The organism is Frankia sp. AgPm24, from assembly GCF_023243055.1.
Lineage (GTDB): Bacteria > Actinomycetota > Actinomycetes > Frankiales > Frankiaceae > Frankia > Frankia umida.
On sequence record NZ_JALKFW010000168.1, the window covers coordinates 39,161 to 58,159 of the forward strand.

Consider the following 18,999-nt stretch of genomic DNA (forward strand, 5'->3'; position numbering starts at 1 on the left):
CGCGAGGGCGGCCCGGCGGGTGTCAGGTCCCGGGCACGTGGCTGGTGGTCGTCTGCGTCGACTGGCCCGTCTGCGCGGTCTGCTGGACCGGCGGCGGTGCGATCACGGGCGGCGGGGGTGGGGGCGGCAGCCGGGTGCCGAGGAACTGTCCGTCGAGGGCGGTGAGCAGGGCAGCCTTGAGCTCCCGCTGGGCGTCGGTGTCGCCGGGGAGGCTCCTGATCAGCGTTGTCCACACGGTGGCGCAGCCCGTCGCGCCGGCCGTCATGCCGATGGCGTCGATCAGCACCTGTCGCTGGGCGGTCGGGAGGTCCGCGGCCAGGGCGTCGAGGACGCGCCGCAGGCTCTCGACGGCGATCGTCCAGGCGAGGGTGCGCCGGTAGACCCGCCGGTCGAAGATCCGGTTCTCCTTTTTGCCCTTCGCGCCGCCGCCTTTGTCGTTGCGGTCGTCGTTGAGGTTGACCATGGAGATCGTCCTCGCGCTGGGATGTGGCTGCCCCAGCGCCGGCGCGGGTGCCACCGAGCGCACGGACAGCTCCAGCGGCATGTCGGAGATCTCCCCGGCCCGTAGCGTCGCCTCGCGCGGCGCCTCACTGCCTGGGTGGAGCTCCGTCAGCTCCACCCAGTGTCGCTGGGCGAACGTGATCTCGTAGTTCTCGGTGTCGATGACCTTCACGCCGGCCACCGGGGTCCAGTCCGGCAGGCCGAGCTGTCCGGTGACCGCGGGCGTGAAGGTCCGCGCGAGCAGCATCAGGCGCGCGTCGATGGCGTCGACGGTGATGGAGCGCGACGACGTGCCCAGCGTCACCCGGCACTGCTTCACCTGCCCGCGCCCCCTGGCCCCGGGGATGTTCATGGTGATGACGACCCGATGCTCCAGGTAGAAGGCGCACGCGTCGTCGGTCAGGCGCGTGCGGGCCGCGACCCGATAGGTGCCGGCCGTGCGGATGAACAACGGCGCGATCACACGCACGGCCGGGTGCACCTGGCTCCAGTCGGCCGCGGCGGTGGTGCCGGAGAAGGTCCTGATCGCGTCGAGCGCCGCCGCGTTCACCCGGGTCGCCCCCATCCGGTTCGGGGCGACGACCCGGGCGACGAGGACACCGACCGGCGACGTCGTCCGACTGAACGCGCCGCGGGTGAACCACTCGGTCACCCGGGCGCTGGGAATGTCCACGCGGTGCACGACCGCCGAACCGATCCGCACGACGTGCTGCAGGACATGGGTGTACTCCGCGCCGAAGTTCGTGTACGCCGGATCGCGGGGGCTGCGGAACGTCGCGCGGGCCCGCGTCGCGGCGGTGGCGAGGGTGAGCGCGGCGCCGGGGTCGACCGAGTCGTAGGCGGGATTCTCGCCTTTCGCGCTGTTACAGGCCGCGCAGGCGAGCAGGAAGTTGTCCCAGGCCGCCCCGTAGACGGGGAACGACGCCTTCGGCAGCACGTGTTCGGTGGCGAGCGAGGTGACGACGGGAAGCTCGCAGTAGCTGCAGAAGGCGCCGAGGCGCTCGATCAGTCCACGCCGTGCCCGTCGGTAGATCCTGAGTCGTTCGGCCCCGGCCGTCAGCGCGGGCTTCACCAGCGGGCTGAGCACGCGCCACAGCTCCGCGCAGATCTGAGCCTCGTCCCGGAGGTCCTCAAGCGCCCCCTGGCCGCGGCCGGTCAGGTCGGGAGTCCGTCCCTGACCTGCGACATCGCGCACGTCGTCGAGGCGGTCACCGAACTCCTTGAGCAGCTTCGCCGGGTCGCGGCCGCAGAGTTTCAGGATCTCGTCGGCGTCGACTTCCGCGAAGTCGTGCAGCGCCTCGTCCACGGCGGTGACGACCCGGCGGCAGAAGACCGCGTCCGTCGCCCCCCGCAGCGACGCGAGATACAGGTCCTGCAGGTAGGAGGCGAACGCGGCGATGTCCTCCTCGAGTTCCCGGTAATCGTCGACGACCGTGCCAGGATTGACCGGACGCACGCGCTCTCCCCACGACAGAAAAGCCGGCCCGACCGCGGGCGCGACGAAGAAAAGCCTGAACGGAAGCCTGTGTGGCACGCGTGCACGCGTGCGCGACCGCGCCGCAAGCGAGCGCTCACGAAACGATGTGAAGGTGTCGGCTCGTCCATCCCCCCATGACGACGGCGAACCTGGCAGACGTTATCGCGTGGTTCGAAGGACGACAAGTGCCCGTGGTGGCCGCCTGGCGACGCTCACGGAGTACCAAAAGGTACATTTTAGCGGGAATTTTACTAGTATGACTAAAAGGGTCCTAGTGTGTCGAAAGGGGATATATGTCTCAGGCGTCGATGCCTGAGCGTATGCCGCGGATCCACTGGCGGATAAAGCTCATTTAACTGGCACGGTGCTGTTATCCGAACTCGACCGCCAGCCGGCTGATCCCGCGGCGATGCCCGGGTGGACCGGGCCGACGTCCAGCGCCCTTGTCGGGCGTTACGATCGGCTGGAATTATTCAGAGGGTCGGTGTCGCGAGTGCGTGGCGGAGGGCGTCGATGGCGAGTCGGCGGTGGGAGATCGTGTTCTTCTGTTCGGTTGGCATCTGTGCGAGGGTGTGGATGCTGCCGGTGGGCGTGAAGATGCTGTCGTAGCCGTGGCCACCGTCGCCGCGGGGCTGTGTGGTCAGTGTTCCGTGCAGTGTGCCGGTGACGACGTGGACGCCACTGTCGTCGGCATATCCGAGGGCGGTCGTGGCGGTCGCGCGGCGGTCGGTCACGCCGGCGGCCATGTCCAGCAGGCCCTGAACGCCGACGGTGTTCAGGAACCAGGCGACGAGGGCGCCGGGTAGGCCGTTCCAGGCGGGTAGGGCCAGGCCGGTGTCGTCGACGAGCACCGGGCGTCGCAGCTTCGTGTAGGCGTCCTCGGCTTTGCGTTTCACCACGGTCGCGACGTCCAGGGACTGGATCTCGATGAGTTCCACCGTGGTGGTGGCCACGGGGACGCCCAGGAGGGTGGAGTACTCGCGAGCCTTGCCTTCGTTCCCGGTGACGATCGTGACACCGTCGATCATGGATGCTCCCTGACGTGGCTCGCAACGCTGTGACGTTCCCGTGGATGGCCGTGCTTCCCGGCGTCCTGCCTCGGTGAGGCCAGCGCCCCACGCCCTATGCGATCTTCGTTTTCCTTCGGTGCTTGCGAGGGGAACAGGAGTCCTCCCAAGCCCATGGGGTGATCCGAACCAGGCTGGGCGGATGCCTGCGATGTCTCTGCTGCTTTCCGTGCCTGCGGGTGATCCGCTCGCGTCGTCGAGCCGGCGGCGGCACCCGCGGCGGCGGGTTAGCGCCGCTCACCATGCTCCGGCGTCGAGGGGCGCGGTAATCGGCGCGGCGTCGGCGGCCGCTGCCCACAGCTCGGCGTAGCGGCCGCCGAGGGCGATCAGCTCGTCGTGCGAGCCATCCTCGGCGATGGTGCCGTTGTCGACGACGAGGATGCGGTGCGCGGCTCTGGCGGTGTGCAGGCGATGGGCGATGAGCAGGGTCGTGCGACCGCTGGACACCAGGCCCATCGCCTGCTGGACCCGCGCCTCGGTGGCGAGGTCGAGGTTGGCCGTGGCCTCGTCGAGCAGGAGGATCGCCGGGTCGACGAGCAGCGCCCGCGCGAGACTGAGCAGCTGGCGCTGCCCCGCGGACAGCGAACGCCCCTGCTCGGAGACCGGGGTCAGGTAGCCCCGCGGCAACCCGGCGACGAACTCGTGTGCGCCCACCGCCCGCGCCGCGCGTTCGACCTGGAGGTCGTTGGCGTCCGGGCGGCCGTAGGCGATGGTGGACCGGATCGTGCCGGAGAACAGGAACGGTTCCTGCGGGACGTAGCCCAGCTGGTGCCGGTAGGCGGCCAGGTCGAGCTCGGTCAGGGGGACACCGTCGACGCGGACGGTGCCCCGCGAGGCGTCGTGGAAGCGGGCCACCAGCTTGACCAGCGTGGACTTGCCGGCGCCCGTGGTGCCGACCAGTGCCACGACCTGGCCGGGCGGGATGGACAGGCTCACGTCGTTCAGGGCCACCAGGCCGGTCCCCTCGTAGGCGAAGGTGACATGCTCCAGGCTGATCTCGCCACGCAGCCGGCCGGGCGGCAGCACCGGGTGAGCGGCCTGCGGGGTGGCGGTGCGGGTCCGCAGCAGCTCGCCCAGCTGGCGCGCGGCCGCGTTCGCCTGCAGCCACTGGTCGAAGACGGTGGACAGCTGCTGGATGGGTGTGAAGAACTGGTCGAGGTAGAGCAGGAACGCGATCAGCAGGCCGGGGCTCAGGGACCCGTGGGCCACCTGGTGCGCGCCGACCACCAGCGCGACGGTCTTCGCGACGGTGCTGAGCAGCTGCAGGAACGGGAAGTAGCGGGCCTGGTACTCCGCCGCGAGACATCGGGCCTGGCAGTAGGACTCCGCGAGCGCCGCGAACCGGGCCTCGTTGGCCGGCTGTCGGCCGTAGGCCTGGCTGACCACGACGCCGGCCAGGCTCTCCTGCAGCTCGGCATAGAGCACCGAGATCCGCTCGCGGGCCACCTGGTAGGTGCGGCCCGACGCCCGCTGGAACCAGTACGTCGAGGCGACCAGCGGCACCAGCACCACGGCGACGGCCAGCGCCAGCGACGGGCTGAAGACGGCCAGCGCCACGGCGATACCCGCCATGCCCACCAGGCTGGTCATGGCGGCCAGCAGGCCCTGCTGCAGCAGCAGGGCGAACGCCTCGATATCGGAGGTCATCCGGGTCATGATCGCGCCGGCCGGGCTGCGCTCGTAGAAGCTCAGTGACAGCCTCTGCAGGTGCGCGAAGGTGCGCACCCGCAGGCCGAAGAGCATCCGCTCGGCGGTGCGCTGCGAGCGGTAGGTCATCGCCCGTGCGTTGAACCAGACGATCACCTGCACCACCAGCAGCGCGGCGCAGACGGCGGCGAGCACCCGCACGGAACCACGGGAGACGCCGTGGTCGACACCGAAGCGGATCAGTGCGGGGATCCCCGCACCCGCGGCGGCGTCCACCGCCACCAGCGCCGCGACCAGCGCCAGCGGCACCCGGAACCGGCCGAACTCGGCGCTCAGCGAGAACCCGTCCACGGGCCGCATCGCCTCGGCCACGTCGACGTCCGGTTCACCGCCGAGCGCCGGCAGTGCCGCCACGGCGGCGAGCAGCTCGGCCGAGCCGGTCGTGAGCCCCGCCAGCCGTGCGGTGTCGCCCGCGGGCCCGGCGCCCGGACCGCCACCGGCCGCGGCGATGACCTCACCCCCGTAGCTGCTTGTCTTCGGCGCGCCGGCCCGGTCGACGTCCACCGGCCACGCGGCCGGGTCGATCGCGTCCACCGGCCGGGCTGAGGCGCTCGGCCCGGCGCCGGGGCCCGGACCGGTGAGCAGTTCGCGGAACAGCGCGGACCGTGCCAGGAGCTCCTCGGTGGTGCCCTCGTCGACGATGCGCCCCGCGTCCAGGACGATGACGCGGTCGGCGAGGCGCAGCGTCGAGAAACGCTTGGCGATCAGCACGGCGGAGCGGGTGCCGAGAACCTCTGTCAGGGAGGTGTGGATCGCGTGCTCGGTGCGGGCGTCGATGGCCGAGGTGGCGTCGTCGAGAACCAGCATCCGCGGGCCGGCGAGCACGGCCCGGGCCAGGGCGAGGCGCTGGCGCTGGCCACCCGACAGGGTGAAACCGCGTTCGCCGACCACGGTCTGGTAGCCGTCCGGCAGCCCGGCGATGAAGCCGTGCGCGTGTGCGGCGACCGCGGCGTGCTCGATCTCGTCATCAGTGGCGTCGGGGCGCCCGAAGGCGATGTTGTCGCGGATGGTGCCGGAGAACAGGAATCCCTCCTCTGGCACGATCCCGATGCAGGCGCGCAGCGAGGCGAGGGTGTAGTCGCGAACGTCGCGGCCGTCGACCCGCACCGTGCCGCGGTCCGGGTCGTGGAAGCGGACCAGCAGCTGGGCCAGCGTCGACTTGCCCGATCCGGAGGCGCCGACGATCGCGATCCGTTCGCCCGGTGCCACCCGCAGGCTGACGTCGCGCAGGACCGGTTTCCCGTCGGCATGGGCGACGTCGACGTGGTCGAGTTCGAGCAGGCCGACCGGGTCGCGCAGCGGCACGGCGTCCGGTGCCTCCACGACGGCCGACTCGGTGGCGAGCAGCTCCACGAGCCGCGCTGCGCCGGCCCGCGCCTGCTGGCTGGTCGCCAGCATGCCGGACAGGAAGCGCACCGGCGTCACCAGCTGCAGGACGTAGCTGGAGAAGGCGAGGAAGACGCCGAGCGAGGCATGGCCGCGCAGCACCAGAAAGCCGCCGAGGGCGAGCACCGCGAGCTGGGTCAGGCCGGGGATCGTCTCCAGCGTCGCGCTGAAGAAGGCGGTGATCCGCGCGGTGCGCAGCCGGGACTGGAACAGCGCCCGGGCGGCGCGGCCCAGCTCCGCCTGCTCCTGCGCGTCCTGCCCGAACGCCTTGACGACCCGAACCCCGGTGACCGCCTCCTCGACGACCCCCGCGACCGCGCCCTTGTAGTACTGGTCGGCCCAGCTGGCGGGGAAGGAGCGGCGGCGGAAACAGACCGCGACGGCGAAGAACACCGGAACGGAGACCGCCATCACCAGCGCGAGCAGCGGCGCGAGGATCACCATCACCACCACGGCGACGACCAGCAGCGTCAGGCTGCCGAACGTGATGCCCAGCTGCTGCAGGAACATCTGGATGAGCGTGAGGTCGGACGTCGCGCGCGACATCACGTCGCCGGAACGGAACCGGTCGCGGCCGGTCGCGTCGAGGTACTGCAGGTGGTGGTGGACGCGGATCTGCAGGTCGCGCTGGCTGCGTACGGCCGCCTTGAAGCCGACGCGGCGGCGCAGGTAGTTAGCGAGGTAGCTCGCCGCGCCGGCGACCAGCAGGAGCGTGGTCCACACGGCGAGCGAGCGGTCGTGACGCAGGATCGTGTCATCCAGGATGACCTGCTGGATCAGCGGCAGCAGACCCAGCGTCGCCTGGCCGGCGACCGCGAGCGCGATGGCCCACCGGATCGAGCGGAGATTTCGCCCCAGCAAAGGGGCGAGCATACGCAGAGCACCCTTGCGCGCCATGCTCACGTCGACCTTTCCGAAGGGGCCGCCTGATGTCCGGCGTGCGCGGTCGAGGGGACGGGCGACACCACGTGTGTGGCGCGGCACCCGTCCGTCGGACGGCGCGGCTCAGACCCACCGCCACCGTTGTCTGCCGGCGGACATGGGCGGCTCGCCCGACCCGTCAGACGTTAACGCAGGGCGCAGGAATGTTTATTAAGTTTGTCTACAGTAACGATTTAGCATCAATTTGTTGATTGTCGATGCGCTCGACCCGGATCGTGAGGGACGGCCACCCGCGGCGGTCACCGTTGCGCGGAGAACCCGCGGAGGACTGCTGGAATGCCGAGGTTCGCGCACGCACCGCACCGCATCGACACCGCTGGCATCACGCGGTCACGAAGCGACGCTCAGCTGCGGCTCGCCCAGCGCCTGGGCGCCGATCACGCGCAGCGTGCGCAGGATGTGCGCGATGTTCGGGTCGGCGCGACGCCTGGTCCGCACGACCGCGCTGACCGTGCGATGCCCGACCGGGACACCCTCGACGATGAGGTGCTCCAGGTGTGGTGGCACCGACAGCCGGGGCACGATCGCCGGGACGACGCCGGTGGCGGCGAGGTCGCAGACGATCTGGGCGGTCACCAGCCGGTGCATGATCCGCGGGGTGAAACCGGCTCGCTCGGCGGCGCGCAGCAGGGCGATGTCCAGGCTCGAGTCGACCAGCCCTGTCACCCACGGCAGGTCCGCGAGGGCGGCGAGCCCTCGGCTGCGCACCCGCGGGTGCAGCCGGGTCGGTACCAGCAGCGCGAACGGCTCGACCAGCAGGGCCTCCTGGGTCAGCCCACTGAGCATGTCCTGAGCCTCGAAGTCGCAGCGGTAGATGATCGCGACATCCACCTCGTTCTGGCGCAGCAGGCGCAGCGCGTCGCCCGCGTCGGCCTGCTGCAGCCGGATCTGCAGGTGTGGCTTGTCCGTGCTCAGGCGATGCACGAGCGGCGCGGCGAAGGCGGGGATGCCCAGGTTGTAGGACGCGACGGCGACCTGGCCGGAGATCTGGTCACGCTCGGCCGCCAGCGCGCTCATCGCGTCGTCCATGGCGCCCAGCACGACGCGCGCGTGCTCGACGAGGACGCGGCCGCTGCGGGTGAGGCCCAGGGTTCGCCCGTCCCGGCGGAACAGGATGGCGCCAGTCTCCTGCTCAAGCACCCGCAGCTGTTGGGACACGGCGGAGCTGGTGATGTTGCGCCGCTCGGCGACGGCGGTGACGGTGCCGAAGTCGGCGAGATCGCGGAGCAACATCATGCGGCGCAGGTCGAGCATGCTCATGGTTACCTCGGGGGTGAGCGAGTTGACCGCCACGACGCCGGGCAGGGCCGGCCGGCGTCGACGATGAACGTCTGGAAAAAGCGTGACGGGCCCGACCGCCAGCGGGGCGGGCCACCATTCGGTTACCGGACGAAGCGGATCAACAACAGGCGGCGGCGCAGGCACGCATGAGATCCACATGCAGACGCGCGACGAGGTCCATCCTGCTGCTCACCCGCCGATGATGGCACAGACCTGCATGAACACACCACCTTGTCGATCGAACCGATCGACTTTCACGCGGCGTGGCCGGGCGGCGCGGGGCCACGGTTAAGCCCAATTCCACCTGTTTCCGTAGAGGAACTTGCTTGTTCGGCATGTCGTAGGCCCCGCACGCTGAGCCGGTCCCGGCAGCCGAACGCTGCCACCGTGCATTCGATCGGGGAAACCTGTGGGTCTCGAACTGGCTGGCAAGCGCGCGATCGTCACCGGCGGCGGCACCGGCATCGGCCGTGCCATCGCCGAGGAGTTGGCTCGCGAGGGCGTGCGGGTCGCGATAGCGGGGCGTCGCGAGGACGCGCTGGACCGGGCGGCCGCCGCGATCCGGGAGTCGACCGGCGCCGACGTTCTCGCCGTGCGGGCCGACACCGGCGACGACGACTCGGTGCGAGCCCTGGTCGACACCGTGCGGACGGCTTTCGGCGGCGTCGACATCCTCGTGAACAACGCCGCCGAGCAGCCCGCCCAGCACGGCCCGAGCCTGCACGACGCCGACGACGCGTGGTTCCAGCGGCAGCTCAACGTCAAGGTCATCGGCTACCTGCGGACGATCCGCGCAGTCGCCCCGCTGCTGGTCGAGAACGGCTGGGGCCGCATCATCAACATCAGCGGCACCGGCTCCCGGTCCACGGTCTCGGTCATCGGCTCGGTGCGCAACGCCTCGGTCACCGCGCTGACCAAGAACGTCGCCGACGAACTCGGCCCGCATGGCATCAACGTCACGGTCGTCCACCCCGGGCCCACCCGCACCGAGCGCTACACCGAACTGGTCGAAGCGAGGGCGCCCGGCACCGCGGCGGGGCCGGGCGCGAACACCGTCATCGGCCGGGTGATCGAGCCGCACGAGGTCGCCTGGGTCGTCGCCTTCCTTGCCTCCCCGCGCAGCGTCGCCATCACCGGGGACGGCGTCTTCGCCGGCGGCGGCGTGCCCGGGTCCATCCACTACTGAGCCCCGACACCAGCCCGGGAGAACCCCATGACCGACTTCACCACCTTCACCATCGACGCCACCGGACTGCGTGCGCTGCTCGGCGGCGGCGCGGAGTACGCGCTCGTCGACGTCCGCGAGCCGGGCGTCACCGCCGAGCAGGGCTCGATCCTGCTGGGCGTCTCGATCCCGCTCAGCGTCCTGGAGCGCCGGGTGGGGGCGCTCGTCCCCCGCCGGGACACGCCGGTCATCACCTACGACGGGGGCGACGGCGACGGCGGGCTCGCGGAGCGCGGCGCGGCCCGGCTGCGCGAGCTCGGCTACACCGATGTCCGCGTGCTTGAGGGCGGGCTCGCCGCGTGGGCCGAGGCCGGGTACAAGGTCCACAGCGGCGGAGACCACGTCATCGGGCAGGCCTTCGGCGAGTGGATCGAGGAGATCTACAAGACGCCGCACATCAGTGTGCCCGAGTTCCTCGAGCGCCGGGCCGCCGGTGAGGACATCGTGCTGCTGGACAGCCGGCCCATCGGCGAGTTCACGAACCACAGCCTGCCCGGCGGGACGTCGATCCCCGGCGCCGAGCTTGTCTACCGGGCCGCCGAGGTGGTGTCCTCGCCCGAGACCCTGGTCGTGGTCAACTGCGCCGGGCGCACGCGCAGCATCCTCGGCGCCCAGGTCCTGATCAACGCCGGCCTGCCGAACCGGGTCGTGTCGCTGGAGGGCGGCACCCAGTCGTGGGTGCTGGAGGGCCACGAGCTCGACCACGGCCAGCGGTCCGAGGCGCCGCTCCCGACGGGTGCGGCGCTGGACGCCGCGCGGGCGGCCGCGGACCGCTTCCGCGAGCGTTTCGGTATCCGGCACATTGACGCGGCGACGCTGGCGCGCTTCGCCGCGGACGACACCCGCTCGCTCTACGTCCTCGACGTGCGCACGCCCGAGGAGTTCGCGGCCGGCCACCGGCCCGGTTCGCGCTCGGCGCCGAGCTGGGACGTCGCGCCGTGGGTGTTCCGGCATGTCGGGACGCACGGTTCCCGCGTGGTCCTCGTCGACAACGACGGCGTGCGGGCCACCGTCGCCGCCTCCTGGATCGTCCAGCTCGGCTGGGCCGAGGTCTTCGTCCTCGATGGCGCGCTCGACGGCGTCGAGCTGGAGACCGGGCCGGTGGTGAGCCCGGACCTCGGCCTGCCGACCGGCGGCCCGCGCGCCGTCACCCCCGGCGAACTGGCCAGCGCGCCGGCAGGGGACACACTCGTGCTCGACGTCGCCCCCAGCCCCGACTACCGGGCCGGTCACCTGCCCGGGGCGTACTTCGCCATCCGCGCCCGGCTCACGGAGTCGCCCTCCGCCCTGCCCGCCACCGGGCCGACCGGCACCGGGCCGATCGTGGTGACCTCCCCCGACGGTGTGCTCGCCCGGTACGCCGCCGCCGACCTCACGGCCGTCACCGAGCGGGAGGTACGGGTGCTCGACGGCGGTACCGCCGCCTGGCGTGCCGCGGGCCTGCCCGTGGAGACCGACCAGGTCACGTGGCTGCACGAGCCGAACGACGTCGTCAGTTCCGGCTGGCGCGAGACCGATCCCGAGGCACGCAAAGCGGGATTTCGCCGCTACCTGGCCTGGGAACTCGGTCTTGTCGCCGAGCTGGAGCAGGACGACACCGTCCCGTTCACGACGTTCGCCTGACCGCATCAGGTCCGCCCAACCGCATCAGCCAGTAAGGACCGGTTCATGAGCACACTCGCCTCAGGCCCACGATTTCGGCGGCTGAACGCCCACTTCGGCGCCGAGGTCACCGGCGTCGACCTGGCGGCGGACCTCGACCCGGCGACCATCGCCGAGCTGCGGGCCGCCCGGCTGGAACACCAGGTGCTCCTCTTCCCCGGCCAGCCCCTCGACCCCGCCGGGCAGGCTCGGTTCGCCGCGGGGATCGGCGAGCTCACCGCCGGCAGCGCCGTGCTGCGCCCGATCGACGCCGACAGCCCCGTCGTCGCCTTCGACTCCCGCAGCTTCCGCAGCGACGACGGCTACCACCGTGTGCAGCTGCGCGGAACCCGTCCCGTGGGCACCGGCACCGGCACCGGCGACAGCGTCGGGGTCGGGGTCGGGGTCGGAGTGGCGTGATGGCGATCATGGAACTCGTCGCCGACACCGCGCCAGCGCCGGACCGCGACAACGCCGCGAAGGCCACCCTCGACCGGGCGCTGGTCGATCTCAGCCCGGACGGCCACGGCCGCGGGGTGGAGATCCGGCGGCGGATCCGTTTCTGGAGCGGCTGGACGCTGCGCATCGGCGTCCCCGTTTTCCTGGTCGTTTTCTGGCAGCTGGCGCTGAACTGGAAATGGACCTCTGAGGACACGCTGCCCTCACCGAAGACGATCCTGGAAGCCTACAAGTACCTGTGGAACAACGGATCGCTGCAGGACGCCATCCCGGTGTCGCTACGCCGTGCCGGCACGGGCCTGCTGATCGGCGGTTTCGCCGGCCTGCTCCTCGGCATCTTCGCCGGCCTGTGGAAGATCGGTGAGGAGATCTTCGACGCCACCCTGCAGATGCTGCGGACGGTGCCCTTCATCGCCCTGGTGCCGCTGTTCGTCACCTGGTTCGGCATCGACGAGTCGTCCAAGCTCGCGCTCATCACCGCGGCCGCGCTGTTCCCGCTCTACCTGAACACGTTCCAGGCGGTGAAGAACACCGACCAGAAGCTCATCGAGGCCGGGAGGACCTTCGGGCTCAGCGGTTTCCAGATAGCCCGCCGCATCATCTTCCCGACGGCGCTGCCCGGCATCCTCACCGGCCTTCGCTTCGCCTGTTCGTTCTCGCTGCTGTCGCTGGTACTGGCCGAGCAGGTCAACTCCACCGCCGGCATCGGTTTCCTGATCATCAACGCCCAGAACAACCAGCGCCCGGACATCGTCATCGCCGGTATCTGGATCTACGCGGTGCTGGGCATCCTCATCGACCTGCTCATGCGAGGCGTGGAGCGCCTCGCCCTGCCCTGGAGGGCCCGTGTCGGCATCGGCTGAGATCCTGGACAACGCGACCGTCGCCGGGGCGCCGCCCGCCGCGGCGCCGGCGGACGGCGCGGGCCACGTGGTCGACGTGCTGGGCGTGCGGCGGGTCTTCAACGGCCGGGCGGTGCTCGACGGTGTCGACCTCCAGCTGCGCAAGGGGGACTTCGTCGCGCTGCTCGGCCCGTCCGGGACGGGCAAGACGACCCTGCTGCGCATCCTCGGCGGCCTCGACACCGCCGACGGGGGACGCGTGATCGTTCCCCGGGCGCGCTCGACCGTCTTCCAGGAACCGCGTCTGATCCCCGCCCAGAAGGTGTGGCGCAATGTCGTGCTCAGCGCTCCCCGGCCGCGGGCCGCGCGCCGCCGGGCGACAAACGCCCTGGCCGAGGTCGGCATCGCGGGGCACGGAGACGCCTGGCCGCGCACGCTCTCCGGCGGAGAGGCCCAGCGGGTGGCACTCGCCCGCGCCCTGGTCACCGAGCCGGACCTGCTGCTGCTCGACGAGCCGTTCGCGGCCCTCGACGCGCTGACCCGGATCCGGATGCATGACCTGTTGGCGGCGCTGTGCGCGCGGCACGAGCCGGCTGTCGTCCTGGTCACCCACGATGTCGACGAGGCGATCCTGCTCGCGGACCGGGTCCTGGTGCTCTCGAACGGCTCGATCGCCCTGGACCAGGCCGTCACCATCGACAAGCCCCGCAACCGCGACGATCCGCGATTCCTGGAGTTGCGGGCGACGCTGCTCGAGCAGCTCGGCGTCGCCCGCACCGTCGGTGGCGGCGATGCGGGCGCCCTCATCCCCGCCGGCGGCGACTCCGCAGGCATCCATTCCGCCAGTCACCATTCCGCCGACCAGACATCCGCAACGGACCCTCAGTGACCAACCCACGAGAAAGACCGCCTTTCATGTTCACCAGAAAGAAGCCCTGGCGCCTCCTCCAACGCGCGTCCGCCGCCACCGCGACCATCGCCCTGGCCGCGGTGGTCGCCGCCTGCGGGAGCGATGGCGGGTCCTCCACCGGGAGCGGGGCTTCGCCGGCCGCGGGCGGTGCGACGAGTGGGTCCTCCGTCGACCTCTCCGGTGTCAGCCTCAAGATCGGCTATCAGACCGCGGACTTCCCCGCGCTGCTCAAGGCGTCCGGCCTGTTCGAGGACACGCCGTACAAGTTCCAGATACCGATCATCGCCGGGCCGGCGAACCAGCTCGCCGCGCTCTACGGCAAGCAGATCGACGTCGGCCAGACCGGTGAGAACACCGCCGCGTTCGAAGCCGCCAACGCCGCCACCCCCTGGGCCGAGAACGCCGCGCCGATCCAGGGCTTCGCCGTGACGTGGACGCCCGACGCGCCCTACCTGTCGGCCGTGTACGCGACCAGGAGCTCCGGCATCAGATCGCTGGCCGACCTGCGGGGCAAGAAGATCGGCTTCAACTACGGCGGCAACATCTACGCCGAGTACGTCATCGCGCTGCAGAAGAGCGGTCTCGGCCTCAAGGATGTGCGCGGCGTGCAGTTCCCGAGCAACCAGGCCGCGGCCAACGCCTTTCTCGCCGGCAGTCTGGACGCCGTCGTCACCAGCTACAGCCTCGTGAAGAAGCTGGTCGATTCCAAGGACGCGGTCGAGATCGCCGACATGGCCTCGCTCGGCCTCATCGGCGGCAGCGGTTGGATCGCTCGGACCGACGTACTGAAGAACCCGACCAAGCTTGCCGCGATCAAGGATTTCTACGGGCGGCTACGGACCTTCTACGAGAAGTGGATCCCGACCCACGAGGCGGAGTACGTGAAGGTTCTGGTGGACCAGGTGGGCCAGAAGCCCGACGTGGCCCAGGTGAACTGGGAGAACGCCAGGCACTCGACCTTCTACCGGATCGGCGATCCGAAGTTCCTGCGGATCCAGCAGGTGACCGTGGACGCCGCGTTCGAGTACGGCGGGCTCAAGACCGATGTCGCGCCGAAGCTCGGGTTCAACTACACGACGGTCCTGGACAGCGTCACGACCGGCCCGGCCAGCTGATCCGCCGCTGGCCACCGCCCGGCCGGGCCTGCGCTCGCGGCAGGCCCGGCCGGGCTTTCGCATGACCGGATGAGCCGCCTACAGCGGATCCGTGCGACCGAGGGAGACAACGACGGTGACAGGCACCATTGCTCGACGCAGGCTCGGCGCCCACGGCCCGGAGGTCTCCGCGCTCGGCCTGGGCTTCATGAGCTTCGTGCGGTCCGCCGCCGCCGACGAGCAGAGGCTCGCGACGGCGCTGCTCGACGAGGCGATCGAGGCCGGCATCACCTTCTTCGACACCGCCGACGTCTACGGCCCGGACGTCAGCGAGACGCTGCTCGGCCGCGCCGTCGCCGGGCGCCGGGACGATCTCGTGATCGCCACGAAGTTCGGTAACGCACGCGACCGCGACACCAACCCGGACGCCCGCGGGGTGGACGGACGCCCGGAGTACGTCCGCGCGGCGGTGGAAGGTTCGCTGCGGCGCCTGGGCATCGACCACATCGACCTCTACTACCAACATCGCGTCGACCCGACGGTCCCCATCGAGGAGACCGTCGGTGCGCTGGGGGAGCTGGTCGAGGCAGGCAAGGTCCGTTACATCGGCCTGTCCGAGCCGGGGCCGCGAACCCTGCGCCGCGCGCATGCCACCCATCCGGTCACCGCGATCCAGAACGAGTGGTCGATCTTCAGCCGGGACATCGAGGCCGGGACGCTGCCGATCGCCCGGGAGCTGGGCATCGGCATCGTCCCCTACTCGCCGCTCGGACGGGGATGGCTGACCGGACGGGTGCGCAGCCGCGAGGACCTGCAGGGGCGTCGGCTGGCGCATCCCCGGTTCGCGGCGGAGGTCTTCGACGCCAACCGGGCGCTCGCCGACGAGGTCGCGGCGATCGCCGCCGAGGTCGGCGCCCTGCCCAGCCAGGTGGCACTCGCCTGGGTGCTCTCGCGCGGCGAGGACGTCGTCCCGATCCCCGGCACCCGCCACGCCGCGTACCTGCGCGAGAACGTCGGGGCGCTGGGCGTCACCCTCGCGCCGGAGCAGGCCGAGCGACTGACGGGGATCGCCGAGCGGGTCCGGGGAGAGCGGGCCCTGCGCCCGGCCGCGATCGGGGTGGAGGCACCCCCGCTCACGGGCGCCGTGTCCTGATTCGGCGCGGCGGCGCCGGGGCCGGGCCAGCTCCGGCGCCGCTGGTCAGCGAGACGACGATGTCGGGATGCGCAGGCCGAGGTGTCCGCGCAGCGTCGTGGACTCGTACTCCCTGCGGAAGATGCCGCGGCGCTGCAGCTCCGGTACCAGCTGGTCGACGATGAGATCGAGACCGTCGGGGTAGAAGTCGTGGTTGAGGTTGAAGCCGTCGGCGGCGCCCGCGGTGAAGAACGCCTCGATCTCGTCGGCGACCTGTTCCGGGGTGCCGACCACCATGCGGTGCCCACCGCCGGCGATGTGCCGCTCGAGGAGGTCGCGGACCGTCAGGTTCTCGTTGCGGGCGGTCTGGAGCACGGAGGTGGCGAAGCCGTGGCTGGACGGCTTCCAGTCCGGTGAGTCGATCAGATCCCACGGCGGCTGCCGGTCCGGTCGCAGGCTGTCCACCGGCAGGCCGAGCTGGGCGGCGAGTGAGGCCAGCGCGTCGGTGTCGTCGGTGGACAGGCTGGCCAGCAGGTCGCGGCGCTCGCGCGCCTCGGCCTCGGTGCTGCCCAGCACCGGCCACAGCCCTGGCAGGATGAGAACCTCGTCCGGGTCGCGGCCATAGACATCACGCGCCCGGGACCTGACCCTGCGTGCGAAGTCCCGGCCCTGCTGGAGGCTGTGTTCGGCGCAGAACACCGCGTCGGCGTACTTCGCGGCCAGGTCGATGCCCTGCGGCGACGCCCCGGCCTGCAGCACGACGGGGTGGCCCTGCGGCGAGCGCGGTACCTGGTACCAGGTCCGCAGCCGCAGATGTTCGCCGGTGTGCTCGACCTCCCGGACCCTGGCCAGGTCGGTCAGCTCGCCGGAGTCCTGGTCGCCGACGAGGGCGTCCGGGTCCCAGGACTGCCACAGCGCTTTGATCACCGAGATCGCCTCGTCGGCCCGGCCGTAGCGGGCGTCGCGGTCGGGGTGGGCGTCCAGCCCGAACTGGGCGCCGGCCCGCGTCGACTGCGTGGTGACGACGTTGATGGCGGCCCGGCCGCCGGAGACCAGGTCGAGGGAGGAGGCGAGGCGGGCGATGTGGTAGGGGTGCCGGTAGGTGGACGACACCGTCGCCACCAGCCCGACATGCGTGGTCGCGCGCGCGATCGCGGTCAGCACGACGAAGGGGTCGAGCGCGTTCCACGGCCGGGTGAAGTCCTGCTGGGCGAAACCGTGTGTTTCGGCGAGGAACACCGCGTCGAGCAGGCCCCGCTCGGCGGTCCGACCGAGCTTCTCCCATTCGGCGATGTCGACGAAGCCGAGCGGGTCGTCGCGCAGACGCCACCCACCCGGCGCGCGCCCCAGCGCGTTCGCGTTGACGTTCAGATGCAGCTGGCGGGTGCTCACGGTCGGTGGTCTCCTGATCAGGCGACGGGCGTGACCGCCGCGGTGGCGGCGGGAGAGGCGTCGGGTGCGAGCGGCGGGAGGCCGTAGTGGCCGCGCAGGGTGGTGGAGGTGTACTCGCGGCGGAAGATCCCCCGTCGCTGCAGCTGCGGGATCAGCTGGTCGGCCACCTGCTCCAGGCCGGACGGGAAGATGTCGAAATTGATGTTGAAGCCGTCGGCGGCTCGCTGGGTGAACCACACCTCGATCTCGTCGGCGACCTGCTCCGGCGTCCCGACCAGGGCGTTCTGCGCGTGCACACGCCGCTCCAGCAGCTGGCGGACGGTGAGGCCCTCCCGGCGCGCCACCGACAGCACCGCGGTCGCGGCGCCCACGCTGCGCGGCCGCCACTCGGGAGAGTCGACGACGTCCCAGGGCAGTGTCCTGTCCACGACCAGCAGATCCACCGGGATGCCGAGCTGCGTCGACAACGCGCTCAGACTGGCGGCGTCGACGGTGGCCGGACCGTCCAGGTCGGCGCGGCGTGCCTTCGCCTCGGCCTCGGTGCCGCCGAGCGTGATGTTCAGGCCGGGCAGGATCAGCAGCTCGTCCGGATTGCGGCCGTGGGCGGCGGCGCGTGCCTTCAGCGTGCGGTAGAACTCCTGCGCGGTCGGGATGGTGTTGGCCGCGCAGAACACCGCGTCGGCATGCTGGGCGGCCAGGTCGATGCCCCGCGGTGACGCGCCGGCCTGAACGATCACCGGCTGCCCCTGGGCGGAGCGTGGGAACTGGAAACGCCCGGTGAAGCCGACGTGCGCGCCGTCGTAGTCCACTGTCGGCACCAGGTGCTCGTGCACCAGCTCACCGGCCTCGGCATCGGCGACGAGGGCCGCCGGGTCCCACGAGTTCCACAGCCGCTTGACGGCGATCAGCACCTCCTCGGCGCGGGCGTAGCGGACGTCCCGCTCGGGCAGCACGCCCCGGCCGTACAGCGCCGCCGCCGCGTCCTCACCCGAGGTGACGATGTTGACCGCCGCCCGACCGCCGGAGGCGAGGTCGAGTGTCGCGGCGCGGCGGGCGACGTCCCATGGCTGGTAGAAGGTCGCCGACAGCGTCGCGACCAGGCCGATGTGGCGGGTCGCGCGGGCCACGGCCGTCTGGAGCATGAACGGGTCGAAGGCATGCCAGGGGCTGCTGAAATCGGTGGCTCCCAGATGGTCGGCGAGGAACACCGCGTCGAGCAGGCCGCGCTCGGCGATCCGCCCGAGCTGCTCCCACCGGGCGAAATCCAGAAACCAGGTCGGCGGATCGCTGCGCCGCCAGCTGTTCGGCGGCTTCGCGAGCCCGTTGCCGTTGACGTTCAGATGCAGGAGTCGTTCGGCCACCCCTGCATCGTTCGGGGCAGCCGCCCCCCGAGGAAGGAGAAACGGCTACAGGTTCGGTGAAGCCCGTCTTCGCGGTCGGCGGCGGCGCGGCCGGGGCGGGTCCGGCCGCGACAGTTAAGCGCGGGGCGTCCCATCGCGTTAGCCGGACCGCGTTGATCCCGCTCGCGCAGGGAGGCAAAGCTGGGTTGCCACACCGAGAAGGGGCCCCGATGACCGACCTTGCCGAAGCCACCGCAGCCGTCACCTATGGCTCCCCCCGGTTGCGGGAGCTGATCGAACACATCGCGCAGGACGCCCTGGGACGCGACGAACGTGACGAGCTGCCGTTCGAGCCGATCGACGCCGTCCGGCGGGCCCGGCTCGGCGCGATCCGGCTGCCCGTCGCCCAGGGCGGCGGCGCGTCGCTCGTCGAGCTCTACAAGGTGTTCATCGAACTGGGCGCGGCCGACTCCAACGTCGCGCACATCCTGCGCAGCCATTTCGGTGTCGTGGAGAACCTGCTGCGGGGGCCCGGCCCCGGGGGCGCGGGCGGGGGGGGGCGCGGGGGCCGCGGGGGGGGGGTGGGGGGCGCGGCGCCCGCGC

At 71.3% G+C, this 18,999-nt stretch carries 13 protein-coding genes and 1 pseudogene; 8 read left to right on the top strand and 6 right to left on the bottom strand.

What is annotated here, in order from left to right:
* Window positions 1-22: 22 nt before the first annotated feature.
* From MXD61_RS10510 to MXD61_RS10525, 4 genes are all read right to left on the bottom strand, one after another.
* Window positions 23-1,957, bottom strand: a complete 1,935-nt coding sequence (locus tag MXD61_RS10510) for an HNH endonuclease (RefSeq protein WP_248812646.1) — start codon at window positions 1,955-1,957, stop codon at window positions 23-25.
* Window positions 1,958-2,451: 494 nt separating this feature from the next.
* A complete protein-coding gene (locus MXD61_RS10515) occupies window positions 2,452-3,006 on the bottom strand; it encodes a non-canonical purine NTP pyrophosphatase (protein ID WP_248812647.1) in 555 nt (184 codons plus the stop codon).
* Window positions 3,007-3,282: 276 nt separating this feature from the next.
* A complete protein-coding gene (locus tag MXD61_RS10520; protein ID WP_248812679.1) occupies window positions 3,283-7,035 on the bottom strand; it encodes an ABC transporter ATP-binding protein in 3,753 nt (1,250 codons plus the stop codon).
* 375 nt (window positions 7,036-7,410) lie between these two features.
* Window positions 7,411-8,340, bottom strand: coding sequence for a LysR family transcriptional regulator (locus MXD61_RS10525; RefSeq protein WP_248812648.1), 930 nt, complete (start codon window positions 8,338-8,340; stop codon window positions 7,411-7,413).
* A gap of 430 nt (window positions 8,341-8,770) precedes the next feature.
* Between MXD61_RS10525 and MXD61_RS10530 the strand changes: the two genes are divergently transcribed.
* The 7 genes from MXD61_RS10530 to MXD61_RS10560 all read left to right on the top strand — a co-directional run bounded on the left by MXD61_RS10530 (window position 8,771) and on the right by MXD61_RS10560 (window position 15,685).
* Window positions 8,771-9,547, top strand: a complete 777-nt coding sequence (locus tag MXD61_RS10530) for an SDR family NAD(P)-dependent oxidoreductase (protein WP_248812649.1) — start codon at window positions 8,771-8,773, stop codon at window positions 9,545-9,547.
* A 27-nt stretch (window positions 9,548-9,574) separates the two neighbouring features.
* Window positions 9,575-11,209: a rhodanese-like domain-containing protein gene (locus tag MXD61_RS10535; RefSeq protein ID WP_248812650.1), complete on the top strand. Its 1,635-nt coding sequence runs from the start codon at window positions 9,575-9,577 to the stop codon at window positions 11,207-11,209.
* Window positions 11,210-11,254: 45 nt separating this feature from the next.
* Entirely contained in the window at window positions 11,255-11,647 is a 393-nt protein-coding gene (locus MXD61_RS28010) for a TauD/TfdA family dioxygenase (protein ID WP_285223221.1), read from the top strand.
* A complete protein-coding gene (locus MXD61_RS10545) occupies window positions 11,647-12,549 on the top strand; it encodes an ABC transporter permease (RefSeq protein WP_248812651.1) in 903 nt (300 codons plus the stop codon). The genes MXD61_RS28010 and MXD61_RS10545 overlap by 1 nt, the downstream gene beginning before the upstream one ends.
* The gene (locus tag MXD61_RS10550; protein WP_374628761.1) at window positions 12,533-13,417 is read left to right on the top strand and encodes an ABC transporter ATP-binding protein; all 885 of its coding nucleotides are present in this window, start codon (window positions 12,533-12,535) and stop codon (window positions 13,415-13,417) included. Before MXD61_RS10545 ends, MXD61_RS10550 begins: the two co-directional genes overlap by 17 nt.
* Window positions 13,418-13,443: 26 nt before the next feature.
* Window positions 13,444-14,553 (top strand): ABC transporter substrate-binding protein, encoded by a 1,110-nt coding sequence (locus tag MXD61_RS10555; protein ID WP_248812652.1) that lies wholly within the window; start codon window positions 13,444-13,446, stop codon window positions 14,551-14,553.
* Between the two features lie 115 nt (window positions 14,554-14,668).
* Window positions 14,669-15,685: an aldo/keto reductase gene (locus tag MXD61_RS10560; protein ID WP_248812653.1), complete on the top strand. Its 1,017-nt coding sequence runs from the start codon at window positions 14,669-14,671 to the stop codon at window positions 15,683-15,685.
* Between the two features lie 45 nt (window positions 15,686-15,730).
* Here the strand turns inward: MXD61_RS10560 and MXD61_RS10565 are convergent, their stop codons facing one another.
* Together MXD61_RS10565 and MXD61_RS10570 are read right to left on the bottom strand one after the other, a co-directional pair.
* Entirely contained in the window at window positions 15,731-17,056 is a 1,326-nt protein-coding gene (locus MXD61_RS10565; RefSeq protein ID WP_248812654.1) for an NtaA/DmoA family FMN-dependent monooxygenase, read from the bottom strand.
* A gap of 17 nt (window positions 17,057-17,073) precedes the next feature.
* Window positions 17,074-18,417, bottom strand: a complete 1,344-nt coding sequence (locus MXD61_RS10570) for an NtaA/DmoA family FMN-dependent monooxygenase (protein ID WP_248812655.1) — start codon at window positions 18,415-18,417, stop codon at window positions 17,074-17,076.
* A gap of 209 nt (window positions 18,418-18,626) precedes the next feature.
* Here MXD61_RS10570 and MXD61_RS10575 point away from each other — a divergent pair.
* Window positions 18,627-18,999: pseudogene (locus tag MXD61_RS10575) on the top strand (acyl-CoA dehydrogenase); the annotation flags it as partial.

Excerpts from the sequence above, each read along its gene's own strand:
- MXD61_RS10515 (WP_248812647.1), bottom strand. The coding sequence starts at position 3,006 with ATGATCGACGGTGTCACGATCGTCACCGGGAACGAAGGCAAGGCTCGC.
- MXD61_RS10520 (WP_248812679.1), bottom strand. The coding sequence starts at position 7,035 with ATGGCGCGCAAGGGTGCTCTGCGTATGCTCGCCCCTTTGCTGGGGCGA.
- MXD61_RS10525 (WP_248812648.1), bottom strand. The coding sequence starts at position 8,340 with ATGAGCATGCTCGACCTGCGCCGCATGATGTTGCTCCGCGATCTCGCC.
- MXD61_RS10535 (WP_248812650.1), top strand. The coding sequence starts at position 9,575 with ATGACCGACTTCACCACCTTCACCATCGACGCCACCGGACTGCGTGCG.
- MXD61_RS28010 (WP_285223221.1), top strand. The coding sequence starts at position 11,255 with ATGAGCACACTCGCCTCAGGCCCACGATTTCGGCGGCTGAACGCCCAC.
- MXD61_RS10545 (WP_248812651.1), top strand. The coding sequence starts at position 11,647 with ATGGCGATCATGGAACTCGTCGCCGACACCGCGCCAGCGCCGGACCGC.
- MXD61_RS10555 (WP_248812652.1), top strand. The coding sequence starts at position 13,444 with ATGTTCACCAGAAAGAAGCCCTGGCGCCTCCTCCAACGCGCGTCCGCC.